This is a genomic window from Streptomyces sp. NBC_00259 (genome assembly GCF_036181745.1).
Taxonomy (GTDB): domain Bacteria; phylum Actinomycetota; class Actinomycetes; order Streptomycetales; family Streptomycetaceae; genus Streptomyces; species Streptomyces pratisoli.
Map to the genome: position 1 here is coordinate 3,261,671 of NZ_CP108080.1, position 23,207 is coordinate 3,284,877.

Genomic DNA, 23,207 nt, shown 5'->3' on the forward strand with positions numbered 1-23,207 from the left:
GTGGGAGGTTCGGGGGCCGTTGCCGGCCCCCGGGGCCTCGACCAGCCTGGCATGCAGGAACATCCCTCGCATTTCGATCAGTGACGCTCCGTGCGTTCCTGCTCGTCGGCGGCACCTCCGGCACCCACCAGCCCCTTGCGCACGCCGGACAGCCGCGGTTCGAAGTGCCGCATCTCCCGCTGCCCCACGAGCCCGATCAGCGACGGCAGATAACCGCGCACCGACTGCATCCCGCGCAGCCACCACTGCGCGTACACATGCGCCGAGCGCCGCTCGATGCCCTCGACGATCCGGTCGACGGCCGGACCGAGCGGGTACGTACGGTTCGACGGCCACGGCAGCCGCTGCCGCAACTCCCGCATCACCTCGTCCTGGTCGGCGCCGCGCACCATGTCCGTGTCGGTCCAGGACAGATAACCGACGCCGACCCTCACGCCCTTGTGGCCGACCTCCGCGCGCAGACTGTGCGCGAAGGCCTCCACACCGGACTTGGAGGCGCAGTACGCCGTCATCATCGGCGCCGGGGTGATCGCGGCGAGCGACGCGATCTGCAGGAAGTAGCCACGCGACTCCATCAGCACCGGGAGGAAGGCGCGGCAGGTGACCGCGCCGCCGATGAGGTTGACCTCGATGACCCGGCGCCACGCGTCGGGATCGGAGTCGGCGAACGGCCCGCCGGAGGCCACGCCCGCGTTGGCGACGACGATGTCGACCTTGCCGAAGCGTTCCTTGACCTCCTGGGCCACGCGCGTCATCGCCTCGTGATCGGTGACGTCGGCGTGCCAGTACTCGCACTCGCTGTGCAGCCGGCCCGCGACGGCCTTGAGTTCGTCCGGCTCCAGACCGACGAGCGCGATCTTCGCGCCGCGCGCCGACAGCTTGCGGGCGAGCAGCTCCCCGACACCCCGCGCCGCGCCCGTGACGACGGCGACCTGTCCTTCGAGGCGGACCCTGGTCATGCGTTCTCCTCCTGCTTCGCCTGGTCCTGCTTCGCGTGGTCCTGCTTGGCGTGGTCCTGCTCGGCCCGGTCCCGCTCCGGCCGGGCGTCCGGCTTCAGGTGGGCGTCCACGAGCTTCCTGATCTCGGCGGTGACCGCCTCCGGCGCCTCCACCGGCGTCATGTGCCCCATGCCGGCGAGTTCGACGAGCCCCACGCACTCCGGCAGCTCGGCGGCGAGCGCCCGCGCGTGGACGATCGGCGTGAGCCGGTCCGCGGTGCCCGCGATCACGGCCGTGGGCAGCCTCATCTCCCGTACGCCAGCGGCCAGATCGAGTTCGGCGAGGACCCGCGCCCAGGCCACCCGGGTCGGCCGCGGGCAGGCGTGCACGATACGGGCGCACTCGGCGATCCGGTCCGGCGCCGCGCCCGGCCCCATCGTCCCGTACCGGAGGATCCGCTTGGAGATCGGCGTGACCGGCCCGAGCGGCGCCCGCGAGCCGAGGATGGACCGGGTGATCCGGGTCCGTACCCGCCCCGGCCTCATCGGCACCACCAGCGACTCGGCGACGAGCCGTGAACTACCCGTGCTGCACAGCAGCGCGGCCGCGGCGTGCTCGGCGAACCCCGGCCGGTCGGCGGCGGCCATCAGCGTCATCCCGCCCATGGAGTGCCCGGCGAGCACGGCCTTCTCGCCCGGCTCCAGCGCGATGGCGAGCACCGCCTCCAGGTCGTCGGCGAGCGCGCCGGTGCTGTGGCCGGTCTTCGCCACGGCGGGAGTGCGCCCGTGCCCTCGCTGGTCGTAGGCGATGACGCGGTGATCGGTGGACAGGTCCCGTATCTGGGCCGCCCAGAAGTGGGTGGAGCAGGTCCAGCCGTGGGCGAGGACGACGGCCGGGGCGCCCTCGGGGCCGTGCACCTCCACATGGAGGCGGGAGCCGTCGGCCGAGACGGCGGTCAGTTCGCGGGTGGCGACGGGCGGGGCGGGGGCCGCTGCCGCGGACCGCTTCATGAGCCGGCTCACTTGGCCTCCTCCGTGACGAGTCCGGACGCCGCTTCACGGGTGCCCGGCGGGCGGATCACTTCGTACTCGGAGAGGTCGACCCCTCGCGTCTGCCGCCGGAACTCCCCGGTCGTGCCCGGCCAGATGGTGGTGTTGCGGCCGCTCGCGTCCAGGTACCAGCTGGTGCAGCCGCCCGTGTTCCACACGGTGCGCTTCATCCGCTCCTGGACCCGCCGGTTCCAGGCGCCGACGGCGGACGGCCGCGCGCCGAGCGCGACCCGGCCGCCGAGAACGTTCAACTGCCGCATGTAGTCGGCCATGTAGTTCAGCTGGGACTCGATCATGAGGATCATCGAGCTGTTCCCGAGGCCCGTGTTGGGGCCGATGATCGTCATCCAGTTGGGGAAGCCGGCGGCGGTCGCGCCACGCAGCGACTCCATGCCGTCCTTCCACGCCTCGGCAAGGGTGTGCCCGTCCGCGCCGACCACCCGCTCGGCGATCGGCATGTCGGTGACGTGGAAGCCGGTGCCGAAGACGACCGCGTCGACCTCGGTCTCGGTCCCGTCGGCGGCGACGAGCGTCGAGCCCCGGATCTCCGCCAGCCCCGAGGCGACGACGTCCACATTCGGCCGGGCGAGCGCCGGGTAGTAGTCGCTGGACAGCAGGATCCGCTTGCAGCCGATGCGGTACGAGGGCGTCAGCTTCGCCCGCAGCGCCGGGTCCTTGATGGACTTGGCCATGTTGGCCTTGGCGAGGGACTCGATCAGCCCCAGCTGGTTCGGCCGCTTGGTGAAGGCGCTGACCTGCAACTCCCTGATGCCCCAGAGCAGTCCGCGGCGCGCGGTCCCGGTGAACGGCAGCTGCCGGTGCAGCCAGCGCTCGGCCGCGGTGACGCGTCGGTCCATGCGCGGCATCACCCACGGCGCGGTGCGCTGGAACAGCATCAGCCGCTCCACCTCGGGCTGGATCGACGGCACGATCTGGATCGCCGAGGCACCGGTCCCGATCATCGCGACCCGCTTGCCGCGCAGGTCGTAGTCGTGGTCCCAGCGGGCCGAGTGGAAGACCTTGCCGGGGAACGAGGCGAGTCCGGGGATCTCGGGGACCTTCGGGTCGGAGAGCGGCCCGGTGGCCGACACCACGACATCGGCGGTGAGCCTGCCCCGCGAGGTCTCGATCTCCCACCGCAGCTCGTCGGTGTCCCAGCGCATCATCTGCACCTCGTGGCCGAGGCGGATGTGCGGGCGGAGCCGGAAGACGTCGGCGACGTGCTCCAGATAGGCCCGGATGTGCTCCTGTCCGGAGAAGGTCCTGGGCCAGTCGGGGTTGGGCGCGAACGAGAACGAGTAGAGGTGGGACGGGACGTCGCAGGCGCACCCGGGATAGCTGTTGTCCCGCCAGGTCCCGCCGACCGAGTCCGCCCGTTCCAGGACGACGAAGTCCGTGATCCCCTCGCGGCGCAGCCGGACCGCGGCGCCGAGGCCGCCGAATCCGGATCCGATCACCGCCACTCGTACGTGCTCGTGCTGCTGGCTCATGCCGCCACCCTCCCGCAGACTGACTTCCGCCGAACCGCGCCAGCAATCACTGGCATGGTGGGGAGCGTAGAGCCTCCGCATACCGAGCGGTAGGGGTCGGACCGAACAAGTTACCGGCGGTACAACATAGGCTTGCGGACGTGACGGACGAGCAGCGCAAGGATCGCGAAACGCGCGAGTACCGCATGGAGGAGCTGGCCGAGGAGGCCGGCATCACCGTGCGCACCCTGCGCTTCTACCGCGAGCGGGGACTCATTCCGCCGCCGCGCAAGCAAGGCCGTATCGCCTGGTACGACGACCACCACCTGGCCCGGTTGCGCACCATCTCCGCCCTGCTGGAGCGCGGCCACACCCTCAGCGGCATCGCGGACCTCGCGTCCGCCTTCGACAGCGGGCGGGACGTGGGCGAGGTGCTGGGCCTCGGCGAACCGAGCGAGGAGACACCGGTCCGCCTCACCCCGGAGGAACTCGCCGACTACTTCGAGGGAGAGGTCACCCCCGAGAACCTCACCGCCGCGCTCGACCTCGGCTATCTCGCCACCGACGGCGACGAGATCGTCCACATCAGCCGCCGGCTGCTCGACGTCTCCTCCGCGCTGGTGAAGGAGGGCGTGCCGCTCGCCGCCGTCCTCGCCGCGGGCCGCGAGGTCCGCGCCCACGCGGACGCCCTGGCCGCCCTCTTCACCGAACTGCTGCGCACCCACGCGGCCGAGGACGACATGGCCCGCCTCCGCCCCCTCGCCAAGAGCGTGGTGGAGGCGGAACTCTCCATGGCCATGGACCGCCGACTCCACGACTGACGGGGTTCCGCCCCTGGACTCCTCCCGGCGCGGCAGCGTGTGCGGCCGGGCGCTCAGGGTGGCGAAGGGAGCCACCAACGGGCCTTGTAGATGCCGCCGTTCACCAGGTGGTGGGCGCCCTCCGCGCCCTCCGGCCGATGGACCGTCACCTTCCGTGTCCACCACGTCTCCTCCAGCCCGCTCTCCGGCACGGTGGACGCCACCTGTCCCGTCGTCGGATCGTTCCCGACCGCCTTCACACCGGGACGGCTGATCGCGGCGGCGCCGGCGAAGTCCTGGACGAACGAGTCGCGGCTCTTGACGTACTGGTGGACCGCCGAGCCCGTGGTCACCCACAGCCGGTCGGGCCGCCCGGCGACCTGCAGCAGATCGTGCCCGTGCGGACCGGGCAGCCGCGTCTCGAAGGTCTTGGTGAGCGTCGGGCGCGCGGCCGTCCCGCCGGGCTTCAACGCCACCAGCCGGTCGCCGCCGAGCGCCCACAGCACCTCGCGCCGCGTGTCCCACTGCAGCCCGTGCGCGTCGTCCAGCGGGTACGAGACGAAGGGCACGTCCGCCGCCCCCTGGGACGCCGCGTAGAGCCTGACCACGTCACCGGTGCTGCCGGCGACGGCCACATCGCCGTCGGGCAGGAGCTCGATGCTGTGCGGATTGACCTCGATCGTGCCGGGCGCGAGCGCGTCACCCCAGTAGCGTCTGCCGGACGGATACTCGACGACCGCCGCGAAACCGAACGACGCCGTGGTGAGCACATAGGTCCGCCCCCGGTGCCGGCGCACCTTCGCCTCGTCCGGGTACACCCAGCTCCTGGCCGGATCCAGGTCCGCGTACCGGGCGTCGCCCACCGGAGAGAACGCCCATCTCACGACGGACGGATCGGCCGCCGGATCCCAGGTCGTCCGCGACCGGTCGAGCAACAGGAGGCGCTTGGACGCCTGGTCGGTGACGAGGAGGTCGGGGGCAGCGACGCCGCCCTGCCGCGGGGCGGGCACCGCACCCATGAGGCACAGCGCCAACACCCCGAGCAGCACGGCCCTGAACACACGCATCCGAAGAACCTGGCGAATCCGCACGGTTCCCGAGCCTGCCCGAGCTCGCCGGACAGGTCACGTACCGAAACAGCCAACCTCCGCGCCCGGTGCGCGAGCGGACCGCTGCAGCCCTACAGCTCGAAGACCGCCGTCACCGGCGCATGGTCGCTCCACCGCTCACCGTGGCTCGCGGCCCGCTCCACATACGCCTTCACGCACTTCCCCGCGAGGCGCGGCGTCGCGACGAGGAGATCGATCCGCCAGCCCGTGTCGTTGTCGAAGGCACGGCCCCGGTACGACCACCAGGAGTACGGGCCCTCCTGCTCGGGGTGCATCGCGCGGACGACGTCGACGTAACCGGCGCCCGCCTCCCCGTCCTCGTAGACGCGGCCGAGCCACTCGCGCTCCTCCGGGAGGAAGCCGGAGTTCTTCCTGTTGCCCTTCCAGTTCTTCAGGTCGGCCTCCTGGTGGGCGATGTTCCAGTCGCCGCAGACCAGGACGTCACGGCCGTCGGCCGCCGCCCGCTCCTTCAGGGCCTTGAGATAGGGCAGAAAGCCGTCCATGAAGCGGAACTTCTCGTCCTGGCGCTCCGTGCCGACGTCACCCGAGGGGAGATAGAGACTGGCCACCGTGACACCGGGCAGATCGACCTCGACGTACCGCCCGCTGCCGTCGAACTCCTCGCTGCCGAATCCGGTCCGCACCGCGTCCGGCTCCCGGCGCGTGTACACGGAGACGCCGGCGCGGCCCTTGGCGGCCGCGGCGACGTGGACGACGTGCCAGCCCTCCGGCTCGCGCACCTCCTCGGGGAGCTGGTGCGCCTCGGCCCGCACCTCCTGCAGACACACCACATCGGCGGAGGTCTCCGCCAGCCACTCGACGAAGCCCTTCTTCGCGGCGGCACGGAGGCCGTTCACATTCACGCTGGTCACAGTGAGCATTCCGGCACACTATCCGAGGAGCATCCTGATCCGAGGACCATCGTGCGCATACATGTACGATAGTCCGCATGGATATCCGGCCGACGCTCTTCGACCACCCTGACGCCGTCAAACTCAACGACCAGGTGCAGCTCGAATACGCCGCGCGCTACGGCGACGAGGGCGATGCCACACCGCTCGACGCCTCGATGTTCACGCCCCCGCGCGGACTCTACCTGCTGGCGTACGACGGGCTCGGCCGCCCGGTCGCCACCGGCGGCTGGCGCAGCCAGGACGAGAACGACGAGGGGTACGCGAACGGCGACGCCGAGCTCAAGCGGATGTACGTCGTGCCGGAGGCACGCGGCCTCGGCCTGGCCCGGCGCATCCTGGCGGCGCTGGAGGAGGACGCCCGCGCGGCCGGGCGGCTGCGGATGGTGCTGGAGACCGGCACGGCCCAGCCGGAGGCCATCGCGCTGTACACCTCCAGCGGCTACGAGCCGTGCGTCAAGTTCGGCCACTACCGCGCGTACGAGAACAGCCGCTGCTTCGCGAAGCCGCTGGCGTAGCCCGACCGGGCCGGACGAAGAAGACCCTGACGCGCTCCTGACAAAGTCAGCGCTGTCGTGGCACCCTGCCTCACGCACGCCGATCCGCACCGTTCTCATCCCCCACCTGCCCCGGCAGAAGGAGACATGCGTGAGACGCCATCGCACAGCCGCAGGCATTCTGTTAGCCGTCGGCGCTCTGCTCACGGGCGGCCTGACGGCCGCCACCGCGGCCCAGGCCGCCACCCCCGTCCCCTCTCCCTCCCCGGCTTCCGCCTCCGCCTCCGCCGTGGCGCACAGCGCCTCGGCCGCCGACCAGCGCACGGCCCGGGCCTTCTGGACCGCGGACCGGATGCGCGGCGCCACCCCGCTCGATCTGCACCTCGGCGCGGACGCCCTGAAGACCCTCAAGCCGCCCGCGCCCGGCTCCACGACGACGACCGTCGCCCCCACCGCCTTCCCGCAGGCGGGCGGCCCCTGGACCGGCGGCGGCGCCGTCGTGAAGACCTCGGGCCGGGTGTTCTTCACCTTCCAGGGCCGTACGGCATCCTGCTCCGGCAACGCGGTGACCAGTAAGAACGCCAGCACCGTCATCACGGCCGGACACTGCGTGAAGTACCAGGGCAGCTGGCACACCAACTGGGTCTTCGTGCCCGCGTACGACAACGGCCAGGCCCCGTACGGCCAGTGGACCGCCTCCAAGACGCTCACCACCCCGCAGTGGGAGGCGAGCGAGGACATCAACCACGACATCGGCGCCGCCGTCGTCGCACCGCTGAACGGCCAGACCCTGACGTCGGTCACCGGCGCCCAGGGCATCCAGTTCAACGGCGGGTACAACAAGCAGATGTACGCCTTCGGCTTCCCTGCCGCGTCCCCGTACGACGGCACCAAGCTGATCTACTGCAGCGGCAACAGCTCGAAGGACTGGCTGTTCTCGCAGGACCACAGCCTGGGCTGCAACATGACCGGCGGCTCCAGCGGTGGCCCCTGGTTCACCGGCTTCAACGAGTCGGCGGGCACGGGCCTGCAGGTCTCGGTGAACAGTTTCGGCTACGTCTTCCTGCCGAACCGGATGTTCGGCCCGTACTTCGGCAACGAGGCGAAGGCGCTGTACGACAAGGCACAGGCCTCCTGATCCGGGTCCTGATCCGGGCCTTCTGACCGCCTCATGAACCGAGTCGGCGGGCGGCGAGGAGCACAGCCCTCGCCGCCCGCCGGACACGACCATGGACGGGGCCCGCCCCGCACCGCGAGGATGCACGGATGGCGACGACGCGGCACTGGGCGGACTTCCAGTACGAGATCTATCTGAACGGCATGACGGGCGCCGTACCACGGCTGCCCACCGACCTGACCCGGCTGGAGGAAATGGCCGAGCACCGGCTCGGGCCGGGCCCGTTCGGCTATGTGGCGGGCAGCGCGGGCAACGGCAGCACCGCGCGCGCCAACCGTGCCGCGCTCGACCGCTGGCGGATCGTGCCACGCATGCTGCGTGACGTCCACGAGCGCGATCTGTCCGTGGAGGTACTGGGCCGACCGCTGCCGGCCCCGCTCGCCCTCGCGCCCATCGGCGTCCTGTCGATCATGCACCCGGACGCGGAGTGCGCAGCGGCGCGCGCGGCCGCCGCACAGGGAGTGCCGTACATCCTGTCCTCGGCGTCAAGCACGCCGATGGAGCAGGTCGCCGAGGCCATGGGCGACGGGGAACGGTGGTTCCAGCTGTACTGGGCGAAGGACCGCGAGGTCACGGCGAGCTTCCTGGCGCGGGCGAAGGCCTCCGGTTACACGGCGCTCGTCGTCACCCTCGACACCCCGCTGCTGGCCTGGCGCCCCCGCGATCTCGACCAGGCCTATCTGCCGTTCCTCCACGGCGTGGGTACCGCCAACTACTTCTCCGACCCGGCCTTCCGGGCCGGCCTCGCCAAGCCCGTGGAAGCGGACCCGAACGCGGCCGTGATGCACTTCGTCGGGATGTTCGCCGACCCCGCCAAGACCTGGCCGGACCTGACCTTCCTGCGCGAGCACTGGGACGGGCCGATCGTGCTCAAGGGCATCCTCCACCCCGACGACGCCCGCCGGGCCGCGAACGCGGGCATGGACGGTGTGATCGTCTCCAACCACGGCGGCCGCCAGGTCGCCGGCTCCGTCGCCGCGGCCGACGCCCTGCCGCGCGTCGTCGAGGCGGCGGGCGACCGGCTGACCGTACTCTTCGACAGCGGCGTACGCAGCGGCGACGACATCTTCAAGGCCCTGGCGCTCGGCGCCCGCGCGGTGCTGCTGGGCCGCCCGTACGCGTACGGCCTCGGCCTCGACGGCCAGGCCGGCGTCGACCACGTGATCCGCTGTCTGCTCGCCGAACTCGACCTGACGATGGCGCTGTCGGGCCACGCGGACCCGGGTTCGCTCACCGCCGACGACCTCGTGAAGGAATCCTCCGCATGAACGCGCACGCCGCCAAGAACGTTCTGGCCGTCATCTCCCCGCACGTCGGCGGCCGTTCCGCGGGAGCAGGGCTCGTCGGCCTCATGCCCGGAGCGCACGTGACCGTCGTCGAATCGGCGGACGAGGACCCGGCCGCCCTGCGCGAGGCCCATGTCATCATCACCGGTCTCGGCCCGGTGACCGCCGCCCACATCGCCGCCGCGCCCGGCCTCGAGCTCGTCCAGTGCGCCAGCCACGGCTACGACTACGTGGACCTGGCGGCCGCCAGGGACCGTGCGGTACCCGTCTGCAGCATCGGCTCCAGCGGCGCCGAGAAGCAGAACGTGGCCGAGCAGACCTTCGCGCTCATGCTCGCCCTCGCCAAGCAGCTCGTCCCCGCCCACACCGCCCTCGTGGAGGCCGACTGGGCACTGCCACGCCTCCAGCGGTCCATCACCGAACTCTCCGGCAAGACCCTCGGCATCGTCGGCCTCGGCCACATCGGCGAGGAAGTCGCCCGTCGCGCCCTCGCGTTCGACATGCGCATCCTCTACACGGGCCCGCGCCGCGCCGCTCCGGAGACCGAGGCCCGCCTCGGCGACGCCCGCCACGTCCCCCTCGACGAACTCCTGCGGACCTCCGACTACGTCACCCTCCACGCCCCCCTGACCGACGCGACCCGCCATCTCCTCGACGCCGGCCGTCTCGCCCTCCTCAAGCCCACGGCCTTCGTCGTCAACACCGCCCGCGGCGCGCTCATCGACCAGGACGCCCTCGCGGACGCCCTGACCGCCGGAACGCTGGCCGGCGCGGGCATCGACGTCTTCGACCCCGAACCACCGACCGCCGCCCTGCGCCTCCTGAAGTCCCCGAACGTCGTCCTCTCCCCGCACGTCGCGGGCGTCACCCGCGAAACCCTGGTCCGCATCGCCCTGGCGGCGGTCCAGAACGTCATCGACCACCTGGACGGGAAACCGCCGCGGGACGTCGTGTCGTAGATCCTCTAAAGGCTCACGGGGCGGGCGAACCGCACGGCGACGCCGGGTGAGTACAGCACGCTCACCGGGTCGCCGAGCGGCGTCGCGAGACCCGCGGCCCTGGTCAGGTCCTCGTCGCACTCGACGAGCTCGGCACGGTGCAGCGGCCACCGCGGATGGGTGTTCGGGAGGTATCTCGTGTGCCCGAAGGCGGAGTTGTGCATGCCCCAACGAGCGGTCAGGAAGTGCTCGAGGGCGCTCGGCTCCTGAATCCGTTCGCCGGGGCGGACGGTGACCCGGCTGTACGCACCGCGAGGTCCCGGTCCACGCCGGGAGCTGGTGTAGGTGATGGTGTCGCCCCGGCGCCGCACCGCCATCCGCGACCAGTAGTAGGGCAGGCGGAAGGCGGACCGCGCGACGGCCACCGGTATCAGCCGGGACGCGTCGAGCGAACGGAAGACGACCCCGCGGCGGCCGTCGCCGTCGACCGAGTAGAGGCGGACGTTGGTCTCGGGAAAGCTGCCCAGATACGGCACGCCCGGGAGACGGAGCCAGCCCACGCGGTGCATACGGAAGGGGACGAGCCCCACGTAGGTGGCGCCGTCCAGCGTGTCGGGAACGGTGCCGGCAGGCAGGAGCGGAGCCACGTCCGCGGGGTCGACGGCCCAGTGCAGGAAGGCCAGATCGAGCCACGACTGCGTGAGCAGCGGTCTCGGCGTCGAGCCGGGTGGCTCGGCGGAGACCGGCTCGGGATCGGCCGGCGCGGGAGTGCGCGGAGCGGCAGGCATGACATCAGTGTGGCGCCCGCCACCGACACCGCGCGGACGGGGGCCCGGTTTCCTCAGGGCAGCGGGACTCCGCGGGCCGTCAGCCACAGCTCGTACCACTCCTCGTGGGTGAGGCCGGGCTCCTCCTGCGCGGCCTGGCGGCAGGCGCGGATGCGTTCGGGACGCGCGCTGCCGATGACCGGTGCGATCCGCGCGGGGTGCCGCTGGAGCCACCACAGCAGGATCGTCTCCGGCGTCGTGCCCTTCTCCGCGGCGAGCGACTCGATCAGCCGCGCGGTGGCGTGCTCCTCGGGCGTCTCCTGGCGCCCTGTGAAACGGCCCTGCGCCAGGGCGCCCCAGGCCTGCAGCTCGATCCCGTTCTGCATGCAGAACTCGAGGGTCCCGAAGGGGAAGCCGTTCGCCGCCGCCTCCCGCGTGTTCACGAGGACACCGGCTTCGAGCCAGTCACGCCGCTGCAGACTCATCTCCAACTGGTTGGCGACGAGCGGAATGTCGAGCCGCCCCTGAAGGTGGCCCATCTGCGCCGCCCCCATGTTCGACACCCCGAACCGGCGCACCAGGCCCTGCCGGTGCAGAGAGGTCAGCGCCTCCGCGATGTCGTCCGGGTCGGCCAGCGGGTCCGGCCGGTGCAGCAGCAACACGTCGATGACGTCGGTGCGCAGCCGTGCCAGGCTCTGCTCGACCCGCCGCACGACGGTCCGCCCGCGCAGGTCGTAGATCCCGGGGCGCTCGCCGTCCGCCAGGCGGATACCGCACTTGGTCTGCAGCACGATGCGCTCCCGCAGCCCGGGAGTGCGTGCCAGGACCTCACCGAAGACGGCTTCGGCCTTCCCGTGCCGGTAGATGTCGGCGTGGTCGAACGTGGTGATCCCGATGTCCAGCGCCGCCGCGATCGCCGCCTCGGCGGCGTCGATGTCCGCGGCGCCGTACGGTTCGGCGTCCCACGTCCCCCCGAGCCCCATGCACCCGTACAGCAGCTGCCCAGCCCTCGAGGGCGTCTTCGTCGTCACCCCGCGACCCTACGACGGCGGCCGGCGCCCCTACGCAGGGGCCCGTCGTCCAGGCCCGACGCCCGCGGTTCCGTGATACGGGAACCGTCCCCCCTACTCTCCGGGCGTCCTGGGCCCGGACACGAAAGAGCCCCTGCCGGATCTCTCCGACAGGGGCTCTGACATGTTGTGGTGGACCTGAGGGGATTTGAACCCCTGACCCCCTCGATGCGAACGAGGTGCGCTACCAGTCTGCGCCACAGGCCCTTGCAACGAGTGAAACCTTAGCATCCCGATCGGGGTGCTTGGAAATCCGTTCCTCGCTGGTCAGCCGAGGCGGGGTTCCGAAGGCCCGCGGGCCCGTCGCCCCAGGTCCCGCGCGCGGCGGGGGCGTCTCACTCGTTGGCCGCGCGGGGCCTGTCCTCGTCCGCGTACTGGTCGAAGAGCGGGGTGCGGCCGTGGTCGCGGGTGCGGCGCGGAGGGTTGGTGCGCCGGCGCGGGGGCTGGGGGGCGGAGGGGGTGGGATCGGCCGTGGAGGAGCGGGCCGAGCTCCAGGTCTCCGGGTCCGTGACATCGATGCCGCTCGTGGCGCGCGGGGCGACCGGGGCGGTGACGTACGTGGGCAGCGGCACCGGGACCGGGTCCCAGCTGTCGCCGCGGGCCGGGCCCGGGTCGCGCTGCTGGTCGACCCACTCCGCGTGGTCGGTCTGCTCCACGAGGGCGCGGCGGCCCGCCTCCTGCGGCGAGACCACCGGCGCGGGTTCGGGCTCGGGGTGCTCCGCCGGCTCCTCGTCCGGTTCCGTGGCCGCGGCGGGCTTGCGGCGCGGGTGGCTCTCGCGCAGGCGCTGCGCCGCTGCCTCGGCGCGACGGCGGTCCATGACATACACGAAGCGCCTGCGCTCCTTGGCGCGCAGATGCACGATGTACGCGCTGAGCAGGACCGCGGGGGCGCCGGGTGCCCAGAGGAACGCCAGCCCGCCGACCGCGGCGACGATCGCGCCGACGGTGAAGGCGAGGAAGAGGATCACGGTGGTGCGCCGGCGACGGGCGAGGACCTTCGAGCGCCGGGCGCGTTCCGATGCCGCGCTGTTCGGTCTCGGAGGACGGGGACGCTCCTTGCGCGCGGACGCGGGTCCGGCCGACGGGTCCGGCACCTTCAGCCGGGCTTCCGTCCTGGCCGGAGGCGCGGCGAAGGACCGGACGTCGACCGAACTGAGTCGGTCCGTCTCGGCGTCCGGGTCGGCGTCGGTGGTGGGCTCGTCCTCGGCGGTGCGCTCGCGCAGCTCCTTGGCGTACCGGCGCTCCATTCCCGCCCGTCCGGACAGCAGCCGGATGGCGGTGCTGAAGCGTTCCGTGGGACGGGCTTCGTTGAGCTCGTCCTGCCTGCGGAGCCACATCGGCACCAAGTAGGCGGCCCAGGCCCCGACGATGACTGCATAGATGAGGCCGCTGCTGCTCACGCAACACACCGTAGAGGGATTCGCACGAGGGCATCGGCCAATTGGCCCGGTGTGTCGCACGATCTGGCTGATATCACTGACTTTTTTTGTGATTCTTCAGATCGTTGCGCGATCGAGTGGCGACTGAATTCGAACAATCATTTTATTTCTCGTGCCGCGCGGGTCGTGCCTGGTGCCAGCGGCGCAGCAGCCCCTCGGGGACCTCCTCGGCCGTGAGCGCGAACACCAGATGGTCCCGCCACGCGCCGTCGATGTGGAGATAGCGGGGGCGGAGACCCTCTTCGCGGAATCCGAGTTTCTCGACGACCCGGCGGCTGGGACCGTTCTCGGGGCGAATGCAGACTTCGATGCGGTGGAGTCCCACGGACCTGAAGCAGTGGTCGACCGCCAGAGCGACGGCCGTCGGCATCACCCCGCGGCCCGCGACCTCACGGTCCACCCAGTAGCCGACATGGCCCGAGCACATCGAACCCCAGGTGATCCCCGCGACGGTCAGCTGGCCGACGAGCACTCCCCGGTACTCGACGACGAACGGCAGCATCCGGCCCGCATTGGCCTCCGCGCGCAGATGGCGGACCATCTGGCGGTACGTCGGGCGCTGCGCGACCGGGCCGCCGGGCGCGGGCGGCGGAATGGTCGCCTCCCAGGGGCGCAGCCAGTCCCGGTTGCGCCGGTTCACCTCTCGCCAGGCCCGCTGGTCGCGCAGCTTTATCGGACGGAGAGTGACATCACCGTCCGTCAGAACCACGGGCCAGACATGGGCGTTCAGCGTGAACCCCCGGCGCGGCCTTCGGTGCCGGAGAGGTCCGCGGGGCCCGAGGGGTCCGTGGAGTCCGCGGGGCCCGAGGGCTTCGCGGGTCTCGGGTGGTCACCGCCGTGCATCTGGTCGACGGCGTGCGGCAGCATCCGGGACAGAACGGCGAGCCCGTCCCGTACCCCGCCGGAGGATCCGGGGAGGTTGACGATCAGGGTGCGGCCCGCGACGCCCGCGAGGCCCCGGGACAGCGCGGCGGTGGGGACCTTCGCCAGTCCGTACGCGCGGATCGCCTCCGGGATGCCGGGGATCTCGTAGTCGAGCACCCGGCGGGTGGCGTCCGGGGTGCGGTCGGTGGGCGAGATGCCGGTGCCGCCGGTCGTCAGGATCACGTCGTACGCCTCGGCCACGCCCTCGCGCAGCGCCGCCTCGACCGGGTCGCCGTCCGGGACGACCCGGGGGCCGTCGACCTCGAAGCCCATGTCCGCGAGGCCTTCGGCCAGGAGCGGGCCGCCCTTGTCCTCGTACACACCGGCGGAGGCGCGGTTGGAGGCGGTCACGACCAGGGCACGCCGCGAAGGACGCCCTGTCCCGCCATGCTGGGGCGCCGCGCCGTGGGCGTGGCTGTGCACCTCACCCGCGCGAGGGCTCACTGCCCGCCCTCCTCACGGGACCAGTCGCCCGACTTCCCGCCGGTTTTCTCCTCCACCCGGATATCCGTGATGACCGCGGCCTTGTCGACCGCCTTGATCATGTCGACGACGGTCAGCGCCGCCACGGACACCGCGGTCAGGGCCTCCATCTCGACGCCGGTACGGTCCGTCGTCCGCACCGTGGCGAGGATCTCGACCGCGTCGTCGGCCACCGACAGATCCAGCTTCACCCCGGACAGCGCCAGCGGGTGGCAGAGCGGGATCAGGTCGGGTGTGCGCTTGGCGCCCATGATGCCCGCGATACGGGCGGTGGCGAGGGCGTCGCCCTTGGGCACTCCCTCGCCGCGCAGCAGCTCGACGACGCGCGGCGAGACCAGGACCCTCCCGCTCGCGCGGGCGGTGCGCGCGGTGACGGCCTTCTCCGAGACGTCGACCATACGGGCCGCGCCCGCCTCGTCGAGGTGTGTCAGTCCTTGCTGCGCGCTCATCGCTGTGGCTCCCGGTCACTGTGTGGTGAGACACGCTACCGCCACGGCAGCGCGCTCATCCGAGCAGGACCACCTCCGTCTCCGTGCCCGGCTCCACGGAGGTCACGTCCTCCGGGATCACGATCAGCGCGTCCGCCTGTGCGAGAGCCGCGATCAGATGGGATCCGCTGCCGCCGACGGGGGTGACGGTGCCCTCCTCCGCATCGTAGGCACCGCGCAGGAACTGACGCCTCCCCGCGGGCGAGGTCAGCGCCTTGTCGGTGCGCAGCTCGGCGCGCACGTGCGGGCGCCGCACATCCTTCAGGCCCATCAGCGCACGGATCGCCGGCCGTACGAACAGCTCGAACGAGACGTACGAGGACACGGGATTGCCGGGCAGGGCGAGCAGCGGTGTGTGGTCGGGGCCGATGGAGCCGAAGCCCTGGGGCTTGCCCGGCTGCATGGCGAGGGTGCGGAAGTCGATCCCGCTGCCCGGCTCGTCCTCGTCACCCACCGAGGCGAGTGCCTCCTTGACCACGTCGTACGCGCCGACGCTCACGCCGCCCGTGGTGACCAGCAGATCGGCGCGGATCAGCTGGTCGTCGATGGTGGCGCGCAGCTCGTCGGCGTCGTCGGTGACGGCGCCGACCCGGTAGGCGATGGCTCCGGCGTCCCGGGCGGCGGCGGTGAGCGCGAAGCTGTTCGAGTCGTAGATCTGGCCCTCGCCCAATTCCTCACCGGGCTGGACCAGTTCGCTGCCGGTGGAGAGCACGACGACGCGCGGACGGGGACGCACCCGCACGGTGCCGCGGCCGATGGCGGCGAGCAGGCCGATCTGCGGCGGGCCGAGGACCGTGCCCTCCACCAGGGCGAGATCACCGGCCTGGACGTCGCTGCCGCGCTCGCGGACATGGGCGCGGGGCTCCACCGGCCGGTGGATCCGGACCTCGCCGCCCGCGGCCTCCGGGGCGCTGCCGGCAGGACGCATGGTCGTGGCGGCTCCGCCGCCCGTGCCGCCGTCGGTCCACTCGACCGGGACGACGGCCTCGGCACCGGGCGGCAGCGGGGCGCCGGTCATGATGCGGGCGGCTTCCCCGGGACCGACGAGGCGCTGCTCCCCGCTGCCCGCGGCGACATCGCCGATGACCCTGAGGACGGCGGGATAGTCCTCGCTGGCGCCCGCGACATCGGCGACGCGCACCGCGTAGCCGTCCATCGAGCTGTTGTCGAACGGCGGCAGGGCGACCGGGACCGTGACGTCCTCGACGAGGACGCAGCCCTGGGCGTCGGGCAGCTGCAGGTCGATCGGGTCCAGGGGGCGGATCGCGCCGAGGATGTCCTCCAGATGGTCGTCCACCGACCACAGGGCCGGCCGCCCGCCGGGGGCGTCACCGGCCGGGCCGGAGCCGGCCGGGGTGGCCGGGCATGAGCCCGTGCCGGGTGTTGCCGTGCTGCTCACGTGCTACATCTCCTCGGTGACGTAACGGCGAAGCCAGGCTCGGAAGTCCGGGCCCAGGTCTTCACGTTCGCACGCGAGTCTGACAATGGCACGCAGATAGTCGCCGCGGTCGCCGGTGTCGTAGCGGCGGCCCTTGAAGACGACGCCGTGCACGGGTCCGCCGATCTTCTCGTCGGCGGCGAGCATCTGGAGGGCGTCGGTGAGCTGGATCTCGCCGCCGCGGCCCGGCTCGGTCTTGCGGAGTATCTCGAAGACGGCCGGGTCCAGGACGTACCGGCCGATGATCGCGAAGTTGCTGGGCGCCTCGGCCGGGTCGGGCTTCTCGACGAGACCGGTGACCCTGACCACGTCGTCCTCACCCGTGGTCTCGACGGCGGCGCAGCCGTACATGTGGACCTGGGAGGGCTCGACCTCCATCAGGGCGATGACGCTGCCGCCCTCGCGCTCCTGTATGTCGACCATCCGCGACAGCAGCGGGTCGCGCGGGTCGATCAGGTCGTCACCGAGGAGGACCGCGAAGGGCTGGTCACCGACGTGCGGGGCGGCGCAGAGGACGGCGTGGCCGAGACCTCGGGGGTCGCCCTGGCGCACATAGTGCATGGTGGCGAGGTCGCTGGACTCCTGGACCCTCGCGAGACGCTGGGCGTCGCCCTTGCGGCTCAGGGCCTCTTCCAGCTCGTAGTTGCGGTCGAAGTGGTCCTCGAGGGGGCGCTTGTTGCGACCGGTGACCATGAGAACATCCGAGAGACCGGCGCCCACCGCTTCCTCGACCACGTACTGGATGGCGGGCTTGTCGACGACAGGCAGCATCTCTTTCGGAGTGGCTTTCGTTGCAGGCAGGAACCGGGTTCCGAGGCCTGCGGCGGGGATGACAGCCTTGCTGATCCTGGGGTGCGACTCAGTCATGCGGGCACCATATCCGGTGCGTATGGGCGGAAGATTAGCCTCCGGTTAACTTTCTCCTCATAAAGGCGTATTGGCTGTGGATTGCCTGAGGATTGTGAGGCTGCTGTGGGTGCTGCTGGTGCCGACATGTCCGGAAAGAGCGTGGTACGGCGTGAACTGCTCGACGTACGACGCCTCCTGTCACCCGAAGACGTCCGGGAGGCCTCCCTGGTTCTCGCACGGCATGCACGGGAGCTTCCGGAACTCAGCCGTGCCCGCACAGTAGCCGCCTACGTGTCCGTGGGGCGCGAGCCGGGTACCCGTGCGCTGCTCGACGAGCTGCGCACGCGGGGCGTGCGGGTGCTCCTGCCGGTGCTGCTGGACGACAACGATCTCGACTGGGCGGTGTACGAGGGGCCGGACCACCTGGTCCCCGCGCGGCGCGGCCTGGCGGAGCCGGACGGCCCGCGGCTGGGCCACAAGGCCGTACTCGAGGCGGACACGGTCCTGCTGCCCGGGCTCGCGGTGGACGAGCGCGGTATGCGGCTCGGGCGCGGCGGCGGCTCGTACGACCGGGTCCTCGCCCGCCTCGAAGCGGCCGGCGCGCACCCCGCCCTCGTCGTGCTCCTGTACGCGAACGAGGTGGTCGCGCGGGTTCCCGAGGAACCGCACGACCACCCCGTCCACGCCGTGGTGACACCGGAGGGCGTCCGCCGCTTCGCGACCGCGGCCCCGACCCCGCCCTCGGCCTGAGCCGCCGACCGCGGCCTACGGCTTGAGCACCAGCGTGTCCTTCGTCGCCGCCTGGACCGCCTGCTCGCCGTAGGCCCAGTCGAGCAGTTCGCCCTTGGCCCACTTGTCCGTCTGATCGGTGTAGTGCGCGTTGTAGGCGTGCCCGGACGCGCCGGTCAGATTGATCCAGCGGGACTTGTCCCAGTCGCCCACGTTGACGATCATGCGCATCGACGGCACCCAGATCACGTCGTAACCACCCGCCGCGTTCCAGCCGGTCGCGTTGACCGTGGCCTCGCCGCCGCCCAGGTTCCACGGGCCGCGGTTGAGCATCCACTGCAGCGCCTCGGGTCCCTCGGTGCCGAGCGTCTGGTTCTTCAGCGTCAGCTGGTGCAGCCGGCCCCAGCTCCAGGTGGAGACGTCCTTGCCCAGCTTGGCGGTCAGCTCCCAGCGGGCGTCCTTCATGGCCCGGGCGAGCAGCCCGTCACGGGTCGTCGTGGCAGCGTCCTTGCGGGTCTTCGGAGACTGCCACCACTCGCTGTTCTCGTCCTCGAGCAGCCCACGGACCACCTCGTACCAGCGGTCGCCGCCGTCCGGCTGGGCCGACTCGGCGTCCCGCTGGCCGCACTCGCGCACCAGCCCGTTCAGATCGTCGACCGGTCCGGTGCTGTCGGCCGGGCGGACGTTGAGGCACTCACCCTGGACCCGCAGCTCCTTGGGCAGCTTGTTGCCGAAGGCGAGCTTGAGGACCTGGCGCCAGACGGCGTTGAAGTAGGCGGCGGCCGCGGAGTCCGGCTCCTGGGTGTAGTCCCAGCCCTCCAGCAGCTTCTGCGCTTCCCGCACGTACGGGTCGGAAACGTCGATCTTCAGCAGATGGTGCGTCAGCAGCTTGGCGATCTCGCTGCTGTTGTCCATCTGCATGGTGCGCATGTCGTCCGTCGAGATCTTGCCGCCGTCCTTGATCTTCAACTCGATCAGGTCGTTTATCCGCTGGCTCCGCGAGCCGTAGCCGTAGTCCTTGGTGATCAGGTACGGGTACTTGTCGGAGTCCACGACGGCCTGGTTGGCGGTGACGATGTAGCCGCGCTTCGGGTTGTACTCGTAGGGCAGCTCGTCGAAGGGGATGTACCCCTTCCAGCCGGACGTCGGGTTCCAGCCCGGAACCGGCATCGAGCCGTCGAAGCCCTCGGCGCGGATCGGGATGTTCCCCGGCGCCTGGTAGCCGATGTTGCCCTTGGTGTCGGCGTAGATCAGGTTCTGCGAGGGGACCTCGAAGTCCTTCGCTGCCGCCTGGAAGTCCTTGAAGTCCTTCGCGAGGTTGAGCTTGAACACCGCGTCCATGGACTTGCCGGGATCCAGGGCCGTCCAGCGCAGCGCCACGCCGTAGCCGTGGCCGCGGTCGGGGACGGGGGTGGAGTTGCTGACGGGCGCCCGCTCGCCGACCCGCTCCATCTCGGCGCTGCGGTCGGAGATCAGGGGCCCGTGGTCGGTCTCCCGGACGGTGATCGTCTTGCTGGCGCCGCCCGCGACCTTGATGATCTCGTCGCGGACCTTGAACGGCTTGACCTTGCTCCCGGACAGCCAGCCGGCCTGGGAGACCTTCTCCAGGTAGAGATCGGTGACGTCGGCGCCGAGGTTGGTGAAGCCCCAGGCGATGTCCTGGTTGTGGCCGATGATCACGCCCGGCATGCCGGAGAAGGTGTAACCGGCGACGTCGAACGAACACTTGGGCGAGACGGCGCGGCAGTGCAGGCCCATCTGGGTCCACAGGGAAGGCAGCTGCGGCGCAAGGTGCGGGTCGTTGGCGAGCAGCGGCTTGTCGGTCGTCGTGTACTTGCCGGAGACGACCCAGGAGTTGGATCCGATGCCGTTGCCGTTGGGGCCGAGCATCGCCGGGACCCGGTCGAGGACGTCGGAGAGGCCGGAGAGCTGGCTCTGGATGCCCTGACCGCCGCCGGAGCCGGAACCGTCGCCCGAGCCACTGCCCGTGCCGTTGTCCGAGCCACTGCCCGAACCGCCGCCCAGGCCGTTGCCCGATCCGTCGTTCGAGCCGCCGTTCGAGCCGTTGTCCGAGTCGTCGGAGGAGGAGGCCTTGGCCTTCGGATCCCACTTGTCGGTGTCGCTGTCCACGCTGCCGCCCTGGACGACCGGCTGGTGCAGGTCGTACGGGTACGCCGGGTACAGCTGCTTGATCTGCGCCTGGCTGAGCCTGCTGGTCATCAGCGACCGGTCGATCTCGTCCTGCATGTTGCCGCGCAGGTCCCAGGCCATCGCCTTGAGCCAGGCCACCGAGTCGACCGGCGTCCACTTCTCCGGCGTGTAGTCGTTGGTGAGGCCGAGGGCGGCGTACTCGAGGGACACATCACTGCTGTCGCGCCCCGACAGATAGGCGTTGACGCCGTCCGCGTAGGCCTGGAGGTACTTCTTGGTCGCGGGCGCCAGCTGCTTGTCGTACTCCTCCTGTGCCACCCGGCGCCAGCCGAGGGTGCGCAGGAAGGCGTCCGTCTCGACCGATCCCGGGCCGAACATCTCGGAGAGCCGGCCCGCGGTGACGTGACGGCGTACGTCCATCTCCCAGAACCGGTCCTGCGCGTGGACGTAACCCTGGGCGCGGAAGAGGTCCTCGTCGCTGTCGGCGTAGATCTGCGGGATGCCGTTCCCGTCGCGCTTGACGTCGACGGACCCGGACAGGCCCTTGAGCTCGATCGTCCCGCTGGTCTGCGGGAACGAGGCGCGTACGGTGCTGACGCCCCAGTACGCACCGCAGACGACACCCGCGACCAGCGCCAGCACCAGGGCGAGCACGATCAGACGGGCGCGTCGGCCCCTCCTCTTGCCTGGCTTCTCGGCGGAGGAGGCGGTTGTGTTGGCGGGCATCGCTGTCCTTCGAGGGGCAGTGTGGTCCTGGGAGTGCTGGAGCAACCATAGGCGCAGCGATCGACGGGCCCGGACGCGGTATCAGTAAGGCGACATCAATGACCGGTCACTCGAACTGACGATCGACTCCAGGGCGGAAGCCGTCACGAGAGCGTCAAGAAGTCGTTAAAGATTAGGTAAGGTAACGAAGTGTCGCTTGCCGGAGGCACGATCCGGCAGCAAGCGCGAGGGGAAGGATCGGCCGCTGACTGTCCACGAGCTCAATGAACTCCTGCTCATCTGCTCGCTCGTCCTGCTCATCGCCGTCGCGGCGGTGCGCATCTCGTCCCGGAGCGGGCTCCCCAGCCTGCTGCTGTATCTGGGCATCGGGGTCGCCATAGGGCAGGACGGCATCTTCAACGTCAAGTTCGACAACGCCGAACTGACGCAGGTGATCGGCTATGCCGCACTCGTGGTGATCCTGGCCGAAGGTGGCCTGGGCACCAAGTGGAAGGAAGTCAAACCGGCGCTGCCCGCGGCGGTCGCGCTGTCGACCGTCGGCATCGCCGTGAGCGTGGGCGTCACGGCGGCGGGCGCGCACTATCTGGTCGGACTGGAGTGGCGCCAGGCGCTGATCATCGGCGCGGTCGTCTCCTCGACGGATGCCGCCGCCGTCTTCTCGGTCCTGCGGAGAGTGCCCCTCCCCGCACGCGTCACGGGCGTCCTGGAGGCCGAGTCCGGATTCAACGACGCACCCGTCGTCATCCTCGTCGTCGCGTTCTCGGCGGCGGAACCCGTGGACACGTGGTACGTCCTCGTCGCCACGATCCTGCTCGAACTGGCGATCGGCGCCGCCATCGGCCTGGCGGTCGGCTGGCTGGGCTCGTTCGGGCTGCGCCACGTGGCCCTGCCCGCCTCCGGTCTGTACCCGATCGCCGTCATGGCGATCGCGATGACGGCGTACGCGGCCGGCGCCATCGCCCACGGCAGCGGGTTCCTCGCCGTCTACCTCGCCGCGATGGTGCTCGGGAACGCCAGGCTGCCGCACTGGCCCGCCACCCGCGGGTTCGCGGACGGGCTCGGCTGGATCGCCCAGATCGGCATGTTCGTCCTGCTCGGCCTGCTGGTGACCCCGCACGAGCTGGTGCGCGACTTCTGGCCCGCGGTGGCCATCGGGCTGGTGCTGACGATGGTCGCGCGACCCCTGTCGGTCGTCATCAGCCTGCTTCCGTTCCGTATGCCCTGGCCCGAACAGGCCCTGATGTCCTGGGCCGGCCTGCGCGGCGCCGTGCCCATCATCCTGGCGACCATTCCCCTGGTGTCCGGTATCGCCGGCAGCGAGCGGATCTTCAACATCGTCTTCGTGCTGGTGGTCGTCTACACGCTGGTGCAGGGGCCGACCCTGCCCTGGCTGGCGAAGGCCCTGCGGCTCGGCAACGGGGCGGAGGCCGCGGACCTGGGCATCGAGTCGGCGCCGCTGGAGCGGCTGCGTGGGCATCTGCTGTCGGTCGCGATCCCCGAGAAGTCGAGGATGCACGGTGTGGAGGTCGCGGAACTGCGGCTGCCCGCCGGCTCCGCGGTGACGCTCGTCGTCCGTGAGGGCAAGAGCTTCGTACCGCTGCCGACGACCGTGCTGCGGCGCGGTGACGAGCTGCTGGTGGTGGCGACGGATCCGGTGCGGGACTCCGCCGAAGCACGGCTGCGGGCCGTGGGTCAGGGCGGAAAGCTCGCCGGATGGCTGGGGACCGGAGGGCGGACGTCCCGTTAATCGCAGGTGCCGGTCTGGAAACGTCTGCGATCTCAGCGGAAGAACGGCCTCCACCCCTGTACCATGAAGGCACACTGATCGACCAACTCTGCCTGACGCAGAGCTGGCGCGACCGTATGGCGGCCGAGCATCCCCCAGCAGTGGGTCCCGGTATCTACCGCAGTTCCGCGCAAGAGGACAGCTCTCGGCTGCTCCCGGCACCCCGGGAAGCGCTACCAGGCG

Annotated in this window: 21 protein-coding genes and 1 tRNA gene; 7 read left to right on the plus strand and 15 right to left on the minus strand. The window is 71.1% G+C overall.

What is annotated here, in order from left to right; translation table 11 throughout:
• Positions 1–77 precede the first annotated feature (77 nt).
• The 3 genes from OG766_RS14525 to OG766_RS14535 are packed head-to-tail and all read right to left on the minus strand — an operon-like array spanning position 78 to position 3,477.
• Complete coding sequence (locus OG766_RS14525) at positions 78–959, minus strand: SDR family oxidoreductase (RefSeq protein WP_266378903.1); 882 nt, start codon at positions 957–959, stop codon at positions 78–80.
• Entirely contained in the window at positions 956–1,948 is a 993-nt protein-coding gene (locus OG766_RS14530; RefSeq protein ID WP_266384130.1) for an alpha/beta fold hydrolase, read from the minus strand. Before OG766_RS14530 ends, OG766_RS14525 begins: the two co-directional genes overlap by 4 nt.
• Positions 1,949–1,956: 8 nt before the next feature.
• On the minus strand, positions 1,957–3,477 hold the full coding sequence (locus OG766_RS14535) for a flavin-containing monooxygenase (protein WP_328725503.1): 1,521 nt from the start codon (positions 3,475–3,477) through the stop codon (positions 1,957–1,959).
• A gap of 185 nt (positions 3,478–3,662) precedes the next feature.
• On the opposite strand from OG766_RS14535, the gene OG766_RS14540 reads away from it, so the two are divergent.
• Positions 3,663–4,277, plus strand: coding sequence for a MerR family transcriptional regulator (locus OG766_RS14540; RefSeq protein ID WP_266384133.1), 615 nt, complete (start codon positions 3,663–3,665; stop codon positions 4,275–4,277).
• A 53-nt stretch (positions 4,278–4,330) separates the two neighbouring features.
• Here the strand turns inward: OG766_RS14540 and OG766_RS14545 are convergent, their stop codons facing one another.
• The gene (locus OG766_RS14545; RefSeq protein ID WP_328725504.1) at positions 4,331–5,323 is read right to left on the minus strand and encodes a DUF6528 family protein; all 993 of its coding nucleotides are present in this window, start codon (positions 5,321–5,323) and stop codon (positions 4,331–4,333) included.
• Between the two features lie 113 nt (positions 5,324–5,436).
• Positions 5,437–6,246, minus strand: coding sequence for an exodeoxyribonuclease III (locus tag OG766_RS14550; protein WP_266378911.1), 810 nt, complete (start codon positions 6,244–6,246; stop codon positions 5,437–5,439).
• 68 nt (positions 6,247–6,314) lie between these two features.
• On the opposite strand from OG766_RS14550, the gene OG766_RS14555 reads away from it, so the two are divergent.
• The 4 genes from OG766_RS14555 to OG766_RS14570 all read left to right on the plus strand — a co-directional run bounded on the left by OG766_RS14555 (position 6,315) and on the right by OG766_RS14570 (position 10,195).
• The gene (locus OG766_RS14555) at positions 6,315–6,794 is read left to right on the plus strand and encodes a GNAT family N-acetyltransferase (protein ID WP_328725505.1); all 480 of its coding nucleotides are present in this window, start codon (positions 6,315–6,317) and stop codon (positions 6,792–6,794) included.
• Positions 6,795–6,924: 130 nt separating this feature from the next.
• Positions 6,925–7,911 (plus strand): trypsin-like serine peptidase, encoded by a 987-nt coding sequence (locus OG766_RS14560; RefSeq protein ID WP_266378916.1) that lies wholly within the window; start codon positions 6,925–6,927, stop codon positions 7,909–7,911.
• Between the two features lie 128 nt (positions 7,912–8,039).
• Positions 8,040–9,218, plus strand: coding sequence for a lactate 2-monooxygenase (locus tag OG766_RS14565; protein WP_266378919.1), 1,179 nt, complete (start codon positions 8,040–8,042; stop codon positions 9,216–9,218).
• Positions 9,215–10,195 (plus strand): 2-hydroxyacid dehydrogenase, encoded by a 981-nt coding sequence (locus OG766_RS14570; protein WP_266378921.1) that lies wholly within the window; start codon positions 9,215–9,217, stop codon positions 10,193–10,195. Before OG766_RS14565 ends, OG766_RS14570 begins: the two co-directional genes overlap by 4 nt.
• A gap of 5 nt (positions 10,196–10,200) precedes the next feature.
• Here the strand turns inward: OG766_RS14570 and OG766_RS14575 are convergent, their stop codons facing one another.
• The 9 genes from OG766_RS14575 to galU form a co-directional block, all read right to left on the minus strand.
• Positions 10,201–10,962: a YqjF family protein gene (locus OG766_RS14575; RefSeq protein WP_266378923.1), complete on the minus strand. Its 762-nt coding sequence runs from the start codon at positions 10,960–10,962 to the stop codon at positions 10,201–10,203.
• A 53-nt stretch (positions 10,963–11,015) separates the two neighbouring features.
• Positions 11,016–11,972 (minus strand): aldo/keto reductase, encoded by a 957-nt coding sequence (locus OG766_RS14580; RefSeq protein WP_266378926.1) that lies wholly within the window; start codon positions 11,970–11,972, stop codon positions 11,016–11,018.
• 169 nt (positions 11,973–12,141) lie between these two features.
• A tRNA-Ala gene (locus OG766_RS14585) sits at positions 12,142–12,218 on the minus strand.
• 128 nt (positions 12,219–12,346) lie between these two features.
• Positions 12,347–13,411 carry a divisome protein SepX/GlpR gene (sepX, locus tag OG766_RS14590; protein WP_266378928.1) on the minus strand — a complete coding sequence of 355 codons (1,065 nt, stop codon included), beginning with the start codon at positions 13,409–13,411 and terminating at the stop codon, positions 12,347–12,349.
• A gap of 142 nt (positions 13,412–13,553) precedes the next feature.
• Positions 13,554–14,159, minus strand: a complete 606-nt coding sequence (locus OG766_RS14595; RefSeq protein WP_328725506.1) for a GNAT family N-acetyltransferase — start codon at positions 14,157–14,159, stop codon at positions 13,554–13,556.
• A 17-nt stretch (positions 14,160–14,176) separates the two neighbouring features.
• Positions 14,177–14,797: a MogA/MoaB family molybdenum cofactor biosynthesis protein gene (locus tag OG766_RS14600; protein WP_266384135.1), complete on the minus strand. Its 621-nt coding sequence runs from the start codon at positions 14,795–14,797 to the stop codon at positions 14,177–14,179.
• A 17-nt stretch (positions 14,798–14,814) separates the two neighbouring features.
• The gene (moaC, locus tag OG766_RS14605; RefSeq protein ID WP_266378932.1) at positions 14,815–15,306 is read right to left on the minus strand and encodes a cyclic pyranopterin monophosphate synthase MoaC; all 492 of its coding nucleotides are present in this window, start codon (positions 15,304–15,306) and stop codon (positions 14,815–14,817) included.
• Between the two features lie 55 nt (positions 15,307–15,361).
• Positions 15,362–16,651, minus strand: coding sequence for a molybdotransferase-like divisome protein Glp (gene glp / locus OG766_RS14610; RefSeq protein WP_266384138.1), 1,290 nt, complete (start codon positions 16,649–16,651; stop codon positions 15,362–15,364).
• A gap of 96 nt (positions 16,652–16,747) precedes the next feature.
• Entirely contained in the window at positions 16,748–17,650 is a 903-nt protein-coding gene (gene galU / locus OG766_RS14615) for a UTP--glucose-1-phosphate uridylyltransferase GalU (protein WP_266378934.1), read from the minus strand.
• 126 nt (positions 17,651–17,776) lie between these two features.
• On the opposite strand from galU, the gene OG766_RS14620 reads away from it, so the two are divergent.
• Positions 17,777–18,382 carry a 5-formyltetrahydrofolate cyclo-ligase gene (locus tag OG766_RS14620; protein WP_266378935.1) on the plus strand — a complete coding sequence of 202 codons (606 nt, stop codon included), beginning with the start codon at positions 17,777–17,779 and terminating at the stop codon, positions 18,380–18,382.
• Between the two features lie 15 nt (positions 18,383–18,397).
• Here OG766_RS14620 and OG766_RS14625 read toward each other — a convergent pair whose 3' ends face one another.
• A complete protein-coding gene (locus tag OG766_RS14625) occupies positions 18,398–21,238 on the minus strand; it encodes a penicillin acylase family protein (RefSeq protein ID WP_266378936.1) in 2,841 nt (946 codons plus the stop codon).
• Positions 21,239–21,434: 196 nt separating this feature from the next.
• On the opposite strand from OG766_RS14625, the gene OG766_RS14630 reads away from it, so the two are divergent.
• The gene (locus OG766_RS14630; protein WP_266378938.1) at positions 21,435–22,985 is read left to right on the plus strand and encodes a potassium/proton antiporter; all 1,551 of its coding nucleotides are present in this window, start codon (positions 21,435–21,437) and stop codon (positions 22,983–22,985) included.
• Positions 22,986–23,207: the final 222 nt, after the last annotated feature.